Raw genomic sequence first — 13,980 nt, 5'->3', positions numbered from 1 at the left:
AAAGCGACTGAAAAATCTATCGGTTTTCTTGTCGATTTTGCGACAGGCGTTGGCGCGGACGGGCCGTTTCGAATAGGGTGCATGGCTACGATCCGCCGGAAGCCGCGTTCGGCGGCCACAACGGTTCCGGGCCGGGCGCTAGTCAAGCCGGTCCAAATTCAGGGAAGAACGATCATGAGCGAACACGCGGCAGTGGACCAGGAAGCGTCAAACGCGCGACGTGGACGCGGCGCCAGCGGCGGGGCGGCGGCAAGGCGGGCGGCGCGTTCGGGCGGCGGTCCCGGCACCCAGCTCACCTACATCAAGCGCAAGATCAACGTCTATGAAGTGCTGGACGAGGAAGGCCTGGCGCTGATCGAGAAGAACACCGACACGGTGCTCGAAGAAATCGGCATCATCTTCCGCGACGATGCGGAGGCGTTGCAGCTGTGGAAAGAGGCGGGCGCCGACGTCAAGGGCGAGCGCGTGCATTTCCCGAAGGGGCTCTGCCGTTCGCTCTTGAAGACCGCGCCCTCCATCTACACCCAGCATGCCCGCAATTCCGAACGCTCGGTGCAGATCGGCGGCAATGCCACCGTCTTCGCCCCGGTCTACGGACCGCCCTTCGTGCGCGACCTCGACGGCGTCAGGCGTTACGCGACGATCGAGGATTTCCAGAATTTCGTGAAGCTCGCCTACATGGCGCCTTCGATCCACCATTCGGGCGGCACCGTGTGCGAGCCGGTCGACGTACCGGTCAACAAGCGCCATCTCGACATGATCTACGCGCACATCAAATATTCCGACAAGCCGTTCATGGGCTCGGTCACCGCACCGGAACGTGCTGAAGACACGGTCGCCATGGCCAAGCTGGTGTTCGGCGACGACTTCGTCGAAAACAACACGGTCCTGACCAGCCTGATCAACGCCAACTCGCCGATGGTCTTCGACGAGACCATGCTTGGCGCGCTGAAGGTCTATGCGCGCCACAACCAGGCCTGCATCGTCACGCCGTTCATCCTCGCCGGCGCGATGAGCCCGGTGACGGTGGCCGGCACGCTGACCCAGGTGCTTGCCGAGGTGCTTGCCGGCGCTTCGTTCACGCAGCTGATCCGGCCGGGCGCGCCGGTGCTGTTCGGCACGTTCGCCTCGTCGATCTCGATGCAGTCGGGCGCGCCGACCTTCGGCACGCCGGAGCCGTCGCTGGTATCCTACGGCGCCGCACAGCTCGCACGGCGCCTCGGCCTGCCGTTCCGCACCGGCGGTTCGCTCTGCGCTTCCAAAATCCCGGATGCGCAAGCAGCCTATGAAAGTGCCAACACGCTGAACTCGACCATTCTGGCCGGCACCAATTTCGTCCTCCATTCGGCCGGCTGGCTCGAGGGCGGGCTGGCGTCCTGCTACGAAAAATTCATGATGGACATCGACCAGCTCGGCATGACGCAAAAATTCTCCGAAGGCGTCGACCTGTCGGAAAACGGCCAGGCGATGGACGCCATCCGCCAAGTCGGGCCGGGCAGCCACTATCTCGGCTGCGACCACACGCAGGCGAATTTCCAGACTGCCTTCTATCGCTCCAACATCGCCGACAACAATTCATACGAGCAGTGGCTGGCCGAAGGCGAGAAGACCGCGCCGCAGCGCGCCAACGAACTCGCCCGCCGCTGGCTGGAATCTTATGAGGCGCCGCATCTCGATCCGGCGATCGACGAAGCGCTGAAGGACTTCATCGCCAAGAAGAAGGGGTCGATGCCCGACGCCTTCACGTGAAAGGAGCCCGAGTCAGGCGGGGCTAAAGTCGCCAACATCATCCACAAGGAAGTCTGGCGGAGCGCCTTCTCCGATCCGGTCAAGAAGGGATGATTCCTTCGCGCGGCAGGATGGAGGAGATTGCGGCCGCGCTTGGCGCCGACGGCCTCATCCTGCGTGGCGGCTTCACCTTTGGGGACGGCGAGGCGGCGCCTTGTGGCCGCTCCGGTGCACCAACCAGGTCGGCGCTGCTGGTGGGACAGGCGGGGGCAGCACCCTGGCCGCATTTTCTGCGCTGGCGTGAAAAGCAGCCGCGAGCAATCGCCAATCCGCTCGACACCTGGTCCCGGCAGGTCATAGGCGCGGTCGCGGAAGAATTCGGCGCACGCGCCGTGTCGCCGTCCGACAAGCCATATCTGCCGTTCCAGCGATGGGCGATGCGGGCCGAGGGCCTGAAGCCGTCACCGCTCGGCATCCTCATGCATCCGCGATATGGGCTTTGGCATGCCTATCGCGGCGCGCTGCTGTTCGAGGACGAGATCGCGCTCCCGGAGGCTCGCGAGGCGGTCCATCTTTGCGACACCTGTGCCGACAAACCGTGCCTGAAATCCTGTCCGGTCGATGCCTATTCCATCCAAGGCTTCGCCTACCAGGCCTGCCTGGCGCATGTGCGCGGGCCGAGTGGCGGGCCCTGTTGTGACGGCGGCTGCCTTGACCGCAACGCCTGTCCCTATGGCACAGCCTATCGCTACCCCTCAGAGGTGCAGGCCTTCCACATGGCAGCGTTCGCGGGCCGGTAAGCTCGTCGCGCTGCCGCACGAAATGTTGACTGCCAAAATCAGGCAACAGCTTGCCCTGTCGGCGTGCCCGGATATGTATCGCCCAGCAACCGAACGGAGCTGGCGATGGCGAAACAAGACCTTCAGATCAAGACCAGGGACGGTATGGCGAGGGCGGGGCTGTTCCGCCCGGCCAACGCTTCCCCGCCCAAGGCCGGCATCATCCTCTATATGGATGCCTTCGGCCCGCGCCCCGCGCTCGACGGCATGGCCGGGCGGCTGGCGGACGAGGGCTATCCGGTGCTGGTGCCCGATCTCTTCTATCGCAACGCGCCCTACGGTCCGTTCGATGCCAAAACCGCGTTCGTCGAGGAAAGAACCAAGGTGCCGCTGATGGCGCTGATCAGCGCCACGACGCAGGAGATGACGATTGCCGACAGCGGCGCCTTCCTCGACGCACTCGCTGCCGAAGGCGTCACCGGGCCGATCGGCGTTGTCGGCTATTGCATGGGCGGCGCGCGGGCGCTGAACGCAGCCGCCTCCTATCCGGATCGCATCAGGGCGGCGGCCAGTTTCCACGGCGGCAATCTCGCCAGCGACGCGGCCGACAGTCCGCACCGCAAGGCGGGGTCGGTCAAGGCACGCGTCCATGTCGGCATGGCCGGCGTCGACAGGAGTTTTCCGCCCGAACAATCAGCGCGGCTGGCCGAGGCGTTCAGGGCGGCGGAAGTCGATTACGTGCTGGAGAATTATGTCGGCATGGCGCATGGCTGGTGCGTGCCGGACCACAGCGTCTACAACGAAGATGGCGCCGAGCGGCATTGGAACCGGTTGATCACCCTGTTTTCCGAGACGCTCGGGTAAAGCCAATCTTCGAGAGGTCGGCGCCGCCCCTCATCCGCCCTTCGGGCACCTTCTCCCCGTAGAACGGGGAGAAGGAAGAGGTACCAGTAAAAAAATCTTTCCCTCACCCCAAGGATTGGCCATTAGCCTTCGTCCAACAGGCAAATGATGGCGATGATGCTGGATGAGAGCGAAGCCTCCGACACCGAACTGATCGGGCGGGCGAAGGGCGGGGACAGGGGAGCTTTCGGCGCGTTGCTCGAAAGGCACTATGACTTCGTCTATCGCGCCGCCTACCGCTGGTGCGGCCGGAAGGCGGATGCCGAAGACATCGCCCAGGAAGTCTGCGTCCGGCTCGGCAAGGCGATCCGCGACTATCGCGGCGGCAGTGCCTTCACCACGTGGCTCTATGCCATGACGCTGAACGCCGCGCGCGACATGATGCGCAAGAGCGCCCGCGAGACGGTCAAGACCGAAGCCTATGGCGTCCATGCGCTGATTTCGGGCGAGGATCCTGCCGAGAACGAGAATCCTGCCGAGGCGATGTGGGTCGCGGTGCGGCAACTGCCCGACAAGCAGCGCGACGCCGTGCTGCTGGTCTATGGAGAGGGCTTGAGCCACGCCGCCGCCGCCGAGGCGATGGCGATCTCGGAGACGACGGTTTCCTGGCACATCCATGAAGCGAAGAAACGGCTGAAGACGCTCATGCGTTCAGCCGGGGAAGTGTGACCATGGTCGACGAGAACGAACTCAAGAGGCTGCGCGACATAGTGATCCCGGCTCCCGGCGAGAGCGCGAAGGCGCGCGCCTTCGAGGCGGCCTTGCGCGCCTATGATGAGGAAAATATTTCCGCTGTCAGCCAAGGATCGGTCGGCGGTCTTCGTCTCACAGAGCGAGCACGAAAGCTCTGGAGCGAAATCATGCAAAAGAAACTCATTGCCACGCCGGCTATTGCCGGGCTCGTCGCCCTGCCGATTGCCGGATACGCCACTTTCCATATGCTGAGGGAACAGCCGTCCACTTTCGGCGGCGGCGAAAAGATCACCGAGACGCTGGCCGACAAGCCCGCCACGGTGAAGCCGCTGGCTAAACAGGCCACGGGCGATCAGGCGATCGACAAACCGCTCGCAACGAGCGCGCCTGAGAAAGACAAGAAGACCGACGCGGAAAGCCGCGACGAAACGGAGGCCTTGGCGGCGCCGAGCAAATCCGAATCGGCCGTTGCTGGAGGCCTGGCGCCGCAGAATGCGCAGGAACAGGTTGCGCCGGCGGAACCTGCGCCACCTGCGCCAACGGGCGAGTTCGCCCTGGATAGCACTGCCGCGCCCAGCACGTCGCGAGCCGCACGCATGTCCAAAATGATAGCACCGCAGCAGCCCGCCATGGCGCCGGCGGACCAGATCGCACCACAGGAGGAAAACCGCGATCGCGTCCAGGATTTTAAGACCAATCCGGTACATTCGGCACTCGAGGACCCGGTCTCGACCTTTTCGATCGACGTCGACACCGCCTCCTATTCCTTCGTGCGCCGTTCGCTGAAGGAGGGCTTCCTGCCGCAGGCCGACACGGTGCGGGTCGAGGAGATGATCAACTACTTCCCCTATGACTGGAAGGGGCCGGATGCGGCGTCGACGCCGTTCAATTCGACCGTCAGCGTCATGCCGACGCCGTGGAACGCGCACAGCAAGCTGATGCATGTCGCCATCAAGGGTTTCGACGTCAAGCCGGCCGAGCAGCCCAAGGCCAATCTGGTGTTCCTGATCGACGTCTCGGGCTCGATGGACGAACCGGATAAATTGCCGCTGCTCAAGGCGGCATTCCGGCTGCTGGTCAGCAAGCTGAAGGCCGACGACACCATCTCGATCGTCACCTATGCCGGCGATGCCGGCACGGTGCTGATGCCGACAAAGGTTGCCGAGAAGGACAAGATCCTCAACGCCATCGACAATTTGCAGCCGGGTGGCTCGACGGCCGGCGAGGCCGGCATCAAGGAGGCCTACAAGTTGGCCGAGCAGTCCTTCATCAAGGACGGGGTCAACCGCGTGATGCTCGCCACCGACGGCGACTTCAATGTCGGCCAGAGCGACGACGACGATCTCAAGCGCCTGATCGAACAAGAGCGCAAGAGCGGCGTCTTCTTGTCGGTGTTCGGCTTCGGCCGCGGCAATCTCAACGACGAGATGATGCAGACCATCGCCCAGAACGGCAATGGCACCGCCGCCTATATCGACACGCTGGCCGAGGCGGAAAAGGTGCTGGTCGAGGATGCCTCCTCGACGCTGTTCCCCATCGCCAAGGACGTGAAGATCCAGGTCGAGTTCAATCCGCAGAAGGTCTCGGAGTACAGGCTGATCGGCTATGAGACCCGCGCCTTGAACCGCGAGGATTTCAACAATGACCGCGTCGATGCCGGCGAGATCGGTTCGGGCCATTCGGTCACCGCGATCTACGAGATCACGCCCAAGGGCAGCGGCGGCGAACAGATCGAACCGCTTCGCTATGGCCAGGCCGCGGTGAACAATGGTGGCGTCGCCAATGCGGACGAATACGCCTTCGTCAAGATACGCTACAAGCTGCCCAACGAGGACCTCTCGAAGCTGATCACCACGCCGGTGACGTCGGCCAACGAGGTTGCGTCTTTCGACCAGGCCACCACCGACCAGCGTTTCTCCGTCGCGGTCGCGGCCTTCGGCCAGAAACTGCGCGACGAGGATGCGACGGCGAAGTTCGGCTATGACAGGATCATGGAGATCGCCACTGCCGCCCGGGGGGCCGACCCGTTTGGGTACAGGTCCGAGTTCCTCTCGCTTGTGCGCCTTGCCTCGGCGCTGGGCGGCAATCGGTAGTGATGACGGCCGGTTTCTTTCAGATGAGATCGTTCTGACGTGAGAAACCGAACCACGGGCGGGTGAGGCAGGCCGGCGAGGGGACATTCCTGCCGGCCTTTTCTTGCGGAATTTGCGATCCGTTAAATTGCGCGGCATTTCCGGTACCGGATCGCAATTTCCTCTTGTTACGCCGGATAGGTGTGTGGGGCTGAGGGAGCCGGAATTGCAGATCAGGACTACCGCCAACTCGACACCGCCGGCACGGGACGCTTCGACGGCCGCCCAATCAGCCGAATCCAGGCGCATCGGCGACGATGTCGCGCAGGCGCGCCACACCGCCATGTCGGCTCTGACCAACGACCGTTTCCGCATTATGCTGGAGCAGATCACCGATCCGGTTTCATCCGGAGCGCTGATGACGATGCGCGGCGACAATGTCGTCGATCTCAAATCGGCGCAGTCGAGCTACGCCGACAACAGCGAGTGATCTAACCCGACCAAGTCAGGCCCGGCTGCGGCGACGCTCGCGGCGGGCCTCGCTGGTCTCGGCGGTGTTCGCCGTGGCCACCTTGTTGCGCATCGGACCGATGCGCTCGACGATCGTCTCGACGGTCGGACGATCCGCCTTGCTGTGGGCGTCGAGCGCCTTGCGCATGGCGGCCAGGTGCTGGAACGAGGTGCCGCAGCAGCCGCCGATGATTTTCGCGCCGCCGTCGACAGCAAGGCGCACATAGTCGGCCATCAGTTCGGGCGTGCCGGAATAGTGGATCTCGGTGCCGCGGAATTCGGGAATGCCGCAATTGCCCTTGACGATCACGGTTGCCTCCGGCTTCGCCTGCGTCATGTCGAGCAGCGAAGCGAGGATGTCGGAAGCGCCGACGCCGCAATTGGCGCCGACGCCGAGCGGTGCTTGCGACAAGCCATCGGCGACGCCGTGTATGTCCTTCGGCAGCAGGCCCATCATGGTGCGGCCGGCGGTGTCGAAGGAACCGGTATAGGTATAGGGCAGGCCGACGCGGATCGCCGCTTGGGCGGCGGCACGGATCTCGTCGGGCGCCGACATGGTCTCGATCCAGGCGACCTCGGCGCCGCCCTCCTTGAGGCCTTCGATCTGCTCGGCGAAGGCGTCTACCGCCTCGTCATAGGTCATGGCGCCAAGCGGCACCAGCAACTCACCAGTCGGGCCAACGGAGCCGGCAACGATCACCTTGCGGCCGGCCTTGTCGGCGACCGCGCGGGCGATCTCGGCGGCGCGCTTGTTCAGGGCGTGCACGCGGTCCTGCGCATGATGCAGCTTCAGCCGGTGACGGGTGCCGCCGAACGAATTGGTCAGGATGATGTCGGCGCCGGCGTCGACGAAATTCTGGTGCAGGCGGGTGATGGTGTCGGGCGCGGTCTCGTTCAGCAACTCAGGCGCCTCGCCAGCCTCCAGACCCATTGCGAACAAATTGGTGCCCGTGGCGCCGTCGGCCAAAAGCACGCCTTTTTGCGCCAGCAGCGCGTCGATCGGGTTGGTCGTCGTCATCGGATTGGCTTTCACATTCTGAAGTCGAATAAGGATATAAAGAAGTCTTTATGTCCAGTCAATGAAATAGCGACGGCGGAGTCGCAGTTGAAGGGCGCGGTTACGGGTGCCGCTGTCATGCGGAACCTGATGGAAACGACAGGCCAGCCAGATTGCGCGCGAAGCTTGCTGCCTCATGCGGGTTGACGTCGGCGGCCCGGATCAGATTGTCGAAATGCCGGGTCAAGGCCTGGACCGGCTGGGTGGCATTCAGCACGACGTACATGTCGCCGACATAGATGGCGGCGCGGTAAGGTCCGAAGATGGTGAGCGGGATCGAATAGCGCATGCGGCCGTCGTAGAGAAACAGCCGGAAAGTCGGATAGAGATCGTCAAGCAGCGTCGCCATATGGGCGAGTTGCTGCCGACGGTCGGCCTCCGGAAAGCGGTCCCAGACGCCGAGGCCGCGTGCGAAAATCTCCAGCGTGTGTCGCGGCATGCAGACTTCCATGTCGGTCTCTGGGCGCCGGTTGTATTCGATGCGGTATTGGGTCTCGCTGGCCTGTGCGAGCCTGCTCCTGTTGGTGATGTTTGCCTCATAGTCGACCAGCGCGTGCGTCCGCAGAAGATCGGGGATGCCGGCCGGCACATAGCGGATCTTGGTGCCCGCGGCCTCGGCGAACCATCTGGCCAGAAGCGTGCGGTCGAAACCGTCGGGGGCTTCCTCGATCTCCAGGCTTTCGCGGATTTCACCGGTGACGCCCTCGTCCTGGCTGAGGCCGAGCAGCCAATCCAGCGACACTTTGAACTCGGCCGCGATGTTGAGCAGCGTTTCGGCCCGCGGCAGGCGCGTCGACGCGCCGGACATCAGCTGTGACAGCGCCGACCGATCGATGCCGACGGCGGTGGCGAAGGCGGACTGGTTGAGGTCGGACCTTGTCAGGAGCAACTTGAGACGCTCCCGAAAGATTGCTGACAGATCTCGTTTGTCCATCTTCCAAGTCTCCGAATCATGAGGAAAAATTTTCGCCGAGACGTCCTGACGAGGCGCTCCAGGCGTAAATGAATCCCTGGGTCTGTTTACAATCTGTAACATGTGCGGTTGAAAATGCGCAATCGCAACATTTTGTACACTTTGTCTCGTTGAGTGGAATCGTTTCTCCTGACACTATGCTGTCAGGAGCCGCTGGGGTTCCGGCGACTGAGGGGCAGTGGTCGATAGCATGACTGGCAAGAGCATAAGGCGACGCAATACACCGGCCATCGAGTGGCCAACCGCAGCCCTCGCTTTCTTCTGTTACGGAGCATGGCTTGCCACCGGTCTACTGCTCTGGCCGTCCTATCCGATCTTCGCGCTCGCTCTCCTCGGTTTCATCCTGGCACTTCAGTCGTCGATCATGCACGAAGTGCTGCACGGCCATCCGACGCGCAATGCCCTGATCAACGAGGCTTTCGTCTTCCTGCCGATCGGTCTGGTCTGGCCGTTCCGCCGCTTCAAGACGCTTCATCTGCGCCACCATGCCGACGAGCGCCTGACCGATCCGCTCGACGATCCGGAAAGCTACTACCAGGCGCTTTGGCAGCATGACGACCTGCCGCGAGCAATGAAATTCCTGCTCAGGATCAACAACACCATGGCCGGCCGGTTCTTTCTCGGTCCCTGGCTGTCCTGCATCGGCTTCTTCATCGACGACGCCAAGCACATAATGGCCGGCGACAAGGCCATCCGCAAAGCCTGGCTGCTGCATGCGATCGGCCTCGCCGTCGTGGCGCCGATCGTGCAGTTCGGCTTTGGCATTCCGCTTTGGCTCTATATTCTCCCGGTGTGGCTCGGCCAGTCGCTGATCGCGATCCGCACCTTTGCCGAGCATCAATGGTCCGAGCATCCCGAAGGCCGCACGGTGATCATCGAGCGCTCGCCGCTGTCGTTCCTGTTCCTCAACAACAATTTGCACTTCGTCCACCACAAGACCCCAACGGTGGCCTGGTACAGACTGCCTCAGCTGTTTCGCGAGCGTCGCGAGGAATGGCTGCGGATGAACAATGGCTATGCCTATCCCAACTATTTCGCGCTGATCAGGTCCTATGCTTTCAAGGCCAAGGAGCCGATCGTGCATCCGGTGTTGCGGCGCCAGCCGGAGCCGGGCAGGGCGTTCAAGCCGCGCGTCAGGGCGCGCAGCATCAGCGGGCTCGGCACCGCGCCAGTCCCGGCCGAGCCGCCCAAGGAATGAAGCCCGCGACACGACGGACGGTGTCGGCTATCTCAAATCCGACGCCGCGTTTTTGTGAACCTCTCTCCAGATTTAATGGTCAGATCCCGGCATGAGCGAATTCGTTGCAGCGCTGCCGATGTATGACTGGCCGGAAGTGCGTCGCGAGGTCGACGACCAATGGGCACTGCTGCGCGATGCCTTCCGTCAAGGGGGGATAATCGATGCGCCGGAGACCGTCATTCGCCGCAACGGCGATCTGCCGCCGGTGCCGGGTGGCATTCATAGTGGCACCGGCGTTCTGATCGCGCCCGACCCCGCGACATTGCCGCCGGACGCGCTCGATTTTCACCAGCTCTGGCTGCATCCCGCACTGCTGTTCGCGCAGACCTGCTGGGGGCCGATGGAGCTTGGCCTGGCCGGCCATGTGCAGGTTGTCGGCCAGCCGAGCTATGACGTCTACGAAGGCGGCCAGGGCGAGCTTTATTCGAGCGCGCTGGTGATGCGGGCGGACGGCAAGGCGTCGGTGCCTGCGCCTGGCAATGGCAGGCCCGTCATCCCGCTCGATCTGATCCGGGGCAAGCGCTTCACCTTCAACAGCCTCGATTCAATGTCCGGTATCATTGCGCCGACGCGAGACCTGGAGGCGCTGGGCGAAAGCCTCGACATATTTTCCTCGCGCAGCGAAAGCGGCGGACATCGCGCTTCGATCGTCGCCGTGGCCGAGGGCAGGGCCGATGTCGCGGCGATCGACTGCGAGAGCTGGGCGCTGGCGCAGCGCTTCGAGCGGGCCGCCCGGCAAGTGAAGGTCGTCGGCTGGACGGGCCTGCGTAAGGGCCTGCCCTTCATCACCGCGAAAACGACGCCGGAAAAAACGGTTGCCGCGATGCGCGAGGCCCTTGCCGGCTTAGCCGAGCAGCCTCGCATCCAGCGGATAGGTTGAAAGCTTTTCGTTGCCGGTGCCGGTGACCAGGATCTGTTCCTCGATCTTGACACCCTCGCGCCCGCCGAGCCTGCCGATATAGCTCTCCACGCACAGCACCATGCCTGGCTCGATCACGCCGTCGGGCGTATCCGATGTCCAGTCGTCGGCATGCGGCAAGGTCGGGTATTCGTCCGCCAGCCCGACGCCATGGTAGAGCACACCATAGCGGATCGGGAAACAGTCGCCGGGCGGCACCGCCGAGCGGTCGACAAGGTCGCGGAAGGCGGTGCCCGGCTGTATCAATTCGGTATTGTGCGCGATCTGGTCGGCAGCGATGCGGAAAAGATCGCACTGTTCGTCGGTTGGCTTCACATCCCCGCACAGCCAGGTGCGCGACAGGTCGGCGCAGAAGCCGTAGGGGCCGATCAGGTCGGTATCGAAGGCGACGAGATCGCCCGCCTCGATGAGGCGCGAGGAGCATTCCTGGAACCATGGATTGGTGCGCGGGCCGGATGCCAGCAGCCGCGTCTCGATCCATTCGCCGCCGCGGGCAATGTTGCCGCGGTGCAGTTCGGCCCATAATTCATTCTCAGAGATGCCGGGCTTCAGCGCCTGTTCCATCTCGCCCATTGCCGCCTCGCAGGCGACGATGGCGCGGCGCATGGCAAGGATCTCGTCCGGCGATTTGACCAGCCGGGCATTCTCCATCACCGCTTCGCCATTGCCGATGGAAATGCCGCGGCGCGCAAGTTCCTCGGCGCCTTCCGGATCGATGTGGTCGACCGCGATGCGGCTGTTGCCGCCGCCATGTTCCCGCACCAGATCGGCGATCCCGGCCGCCCAGCGGCGGACCTTCTGCTCGGTGAGTTCGCCGCTGTAGAGATACATCCACGAGACGGCGGGGCGAACCTCGTCGACGACGCCGGAATGGTCCGACAGATGTTCGCAGGAGAAATAGTCGAACAGCACCACCGGCCCTTCGGTGGCGACGAAACAATGCCGTGTCGGGTTGTGCGCCACCCAAAGCTGCATGTTCGTGGAATCGGCCGCATAGCGGATGTTGACGGGATCGTAGAGCAGCGCGCCGGCGTAGCCCCGGCGCCTCAGCTCCGTGCGGATGCGCTCCAGCCGATATTTGCGCATTTCGGCCAGGTCGGGGGCGGCAATGCCTGCCGCCGCCCATTCCGCTTCGGCTGTCGCGCCGTAGCCCAGCACATGCTGGTTGAGATCAGCCGCCTTCCGGCGGGAGGCCTCGCGCAGCGCCTCGATCGAGCCCGGCACAAACGGCATGATCTTGCGGTGGCGGCCGAAGCTCCCCTTTGGCGCCGCGCTGTCCATGGCGAAACCTCAGCTCCGCATCTTCTCGCCGCTCGGGTCGAACGGCGCCTCGACATTGATGCGGGCCGGACGGCGATGGCCGAGAATCTCGATCTCGAACAGGCCGGCGCTTTCATCCTGGGCCAGCGCCGCCGGCACGTAGCCCTGCGCCATCGACTTCTGGACGTAGTGGGCATAGCCGCCGGAGGTGACCCAACCGACCACGCGCCAGTCGCCGTCGACGATGCCGCGCACGGCGGATGCGCCTTGTGCCGCCTTGGAGCCCCGCACTTCCTTGCCGGCCGCATCGAAGCGCGGCGCGCCAAAGCCATGCGGCTTTTCCACCGTACCGTAGTCCTTGCCGACCTTGGCCCAGATCGGCTCGTCACCCATCACGTCGGCGTCGGCCGCCTCGACGATAAAGGACACGCGGCGCAGCTTCGGTCCTTCGGCCCGTTCCCTGGCGGCCGCGTCGCGGCCGATAAAGTCGTTCTTCTCCAGCTTGATGAAGCGGTCCATCGAGCCTTCGAACGGTCCGTAGATCGGGCGCAATTCGCGGAACCAGGTCGGGAAGTTCTTTTCCAGGCGCATGGAGAGCAGGGCGCGCATGCCGAAATCGACCAGGCCGAATTCTTCGCCTGCGTCCCTGATCGCCTTGTAAACCAAGCGCTGATAGGCCGGCGCCATCCAGATCTCGTAGCCGAGGTCGCCGGTATAGGTGATGCGGTTGACCATGCAGGGCGCGCCGCCGACCGCCATTTCGCGGAAATCCATGAAGCGGAAGGCCTTGGTCGAGATGTCGACATCGACCAGCTTCTGCAGGAGATCCCGCGACTTCGGTCCGGCAATCGACAGGCCGACAAGCGTCTGGTCGAAGCGGTGGATGCGCACCTCTGACGCCCTTCGACCATCTTTCGGCAGGTGCTTTTCGAACCAGCGCATGTGATATTTCTGCGCGGCCGACGAGCCCCAGATCATGAAGCGGTCTTCCGCGGCCTTGGCGATTGTGAAGTCGCCGATCAGCTTGCCGAATTCGTTGATCATCGGGGTCAGCACGATGCGGCCCGCCTTCGGCATGCGGTTGGTCATCAGCCGGTTGAGGAAATCCTCCGCCCCCGGTCCGGAGACCTCGTATTTGGCGAAGTTGGCGATTTCGGTAACGCCGACGCGCTCGCGCGTGCCGCGCACTTCCTCGCCGATCGGGCCAAAATCGTTGGAGCGGTGGAAGGAGACGATATCCTTGGGCTCCTTGCCCTTCGGCGCGAACCATAGCGGGGTCTCGAGGCCCCAGGAGTCGCCCATGACGGCGTTGTTGGCGAGCATGGTGTCATAAAGCGGCGTCGTCTGCGCCGGGCGTGCTGCCGGCAGTTCCTCATTGGGGAAGCGGATTGAGAAGCGGCGCGAATAGTTCTCGCGCACCTTGGCGTTGGTGTAGCGCAGGCTCGCCCATTCGCCGAAGCGGGCGACGTCCATGCCCCAGACGTCGAAGCCGGGATCGCCATGCACCATCCAGTTGGACAGCGCCAGGCCGACACCGCCGCCCTGGCTGAAGCCGGCCATGACGGCGCAGGCGCACCAGAAGTTGGTCAGGCCCTGCACCGGGCCGACCAGCGGATTGCCATCCAATGCGAAAGTGAAGGGACCGTTGATGATCTGCTTGATGCCGGCCTTCTCGATGCCGGGGAAATGCTTGAAGCCGACCTCCAGCGACGGCGCGATGCGGTCGAGGTCGGGCTGCAACAGCTCGTGGCCGAAATCCCAGGGCGTGTTGACCGGCGACCACGGCTTGCACGCCTTTTCGTAAGTGCCGAGCAGGATGCCGTTGCGCTCCTGGCGGGTGTAGATC

General features: G+C 63.7%; 12 protein-coding genes. 8 read left to right on the top strand and 4 right to left on the bottom strand.

Annotated elements, in window-relative coordinates; genetic code table 11:
* Positions 1 to 174 precede the first annotated feature (174 nt).
* The 6 genes from FJ946_RS17465 (at position 175) to FJ946_RS30795 (ending at position 6,665) form a co-directional block, all read left to right on the top strand.
* The gene (locus FJ946_RS17465) at positions 175 to 1,749 is read left to right on the top strand and encodes a trimethylamine methyltransferase family protein (protein ID WP_140559618.1); all 1,575 of its coding nucleotides are present in this window, start codon (positions 175 to 177) and stop codon (positions 1,747 to 1,749) included.
* A gap of 89 nt (positions 1,750 to 1,838) precedes the next feature.
* The gene (locus FJ946_RS17460) at positions 1,839 to 2,528 is read left to right on the top strand and encodes a 4Fe-4S dicluster domain-containing protein (protein ID WP_140564150.1); all 690 of its coding nucleotides are present in this window, start codon (positions 1,839 to 1,841) and stop codon (positions 2,526 to 2,528) included.
* A gap of 105 nt (positions 2,529 to 2,633) precedes the next feature.
* On the top strand, positions 2,634 to 3,371 hold the full coding sequence (locus FJ946_RS17455) for a dienelactone hydrolase family protein (protein WP_140516327.1): 738 nt from the start codon (positions 2,634 to 2,636) through the stop codon (positions 3,369 to 3,371).
* Positions 3,372 to 3,518: 147 nt separating this feature from the next.
* Entirely contained in the window at positions 3,519 to 4,079 is a 561-nt protein-coding gene (locus FJ946_RS17450) for an RNA polymerase sigma factor (protein ID WP_140564149.1), read from the top strand.
* A 2-nt stretch (positions 4,080 to 4,081) separates the two neighbouring features.
* A complete protein-coding gene (locus FJ946_RS17445; RefSeq protein WP_140564148.1) occupies positions 4,082 to 6,196 on the top strand; it encodes a VWA domain-containing protein in 2,115 nt (704 codons plus the stop codon).
* Positions 6,197 to 6,401: 205 nt separating this feature from the next.
* Positions 6,402 to 6,665: a hypothetical protein gene (locus tag FJ946_RS30795; protein ID WP_181167632.1), complete on the top strand. Its 264-nt coding sequence runs from the start codon at positions 6,402 to 6,404 to the stop codon at positions 6,663 to 6,665.
* Positions 6,666 to 6,680: 15 nt separating this feature from the next.
* Here the strand turns inward: FJ946_RS30795 and bmt are convergent, their stop codons facing one another.
* Together bmt and FJ946_RS17430 are read right to left on the bottom strand one after the other, a co-directional pair.
* Complete coding sequence (bmt, locus tag FJ946_RS17435) at positions 6,681 to 7,703, bottom strand: betaine--homocysteine S-methyltransferase (RefSeq protein WP_181167633.1); 1,023 nt, start codon at positions 7,701 to 7,703, stop codon at positions 6,681 to 6,683.
* 115 nt (positions 7,704 to 7,818) lie between these two features.
* Positions 7,819 to 8,676, bottom strand: a complete 858-nt coding sequence (locus FJ946_RS17430; RefSeq protein ID WP_140495665.1) for a helix-turn-helix transcriptional regulator — start codon at positions 8,674 to 8,676, stop codon at positions 7,819 to 7,821.
* Positions 8,677 to 8,905: 229 nt separating this feature from the next.
* Between FJ946_RS17430 and FJ946_RS17425 the strand changes: the two genes are divergently transcribed.
* Positions 8,906 to 9,913, top strand: coding sequence for a fatty acid desaturase (locus tag FJ946_RS17425; RefSeq protein WP_140564146.1), 1,008 nt, complete (start codon positions 8,906 to 8,908; stop codon positions 9,911 to 9,913).
* 91 nt (positions 9,914 to 10,004) lie between these two features.
* A complete protein-coding gene (locus tag FJ946_RS17420; protein ID WP_140555052.1) occupies positions 10,005 to 10,835 on the top strand; it encodes a PhnD/SsuA/transferrin family substrate-binding protein in 831 nt (276 codons plus the stop codon).
* Here FJ946_RS17420 and FJ946_RS17415 read toward each other — a convergent pair.
* Both FJ946_RS17415 and FJ946_RS17410 read right to left on the bottom strand, forming a co-directional pair.
* A complete protein-coding gene (locus FJ946_RS17415; RefSeq protein WP_140564145.1) occupies positions 10,800 to 12,155 on the bottom strand; it encodes a Xaa-Pro peptidase family protein in 1,356 nt (451 codons plus the stop codon). The two genes, FJ946_RS17420 and FJ946_RS17415, sit on opposite strands and share 36 nt — an antisense overlap.
* Positions 12,156 to 12,164: 9 nt before the next feature.
* On the bottom strand, positions 12,165 to 13,980 hold a 1,816-nt coding region (locus tag FJ946_RS17410; protein WP_140732253.1), incomplete at its 5' end, for an FAD-dependent oxidoreductase.

Origin of the sequence: Mesorhizobium sp. B2-4-7 (assembly GCF_006442685.1) — a bacterium.
Classification (GTDB): Bacteria; Pseudomonadota; Alphaproteobacteria; order Rhizobiales; family Rhizobiaceae; genus Mesorhizobium.
Note: the sequence above shows the minus strand (reverse complement) of the source record. Positions and strands in the feature narration are given on the sequence as shown.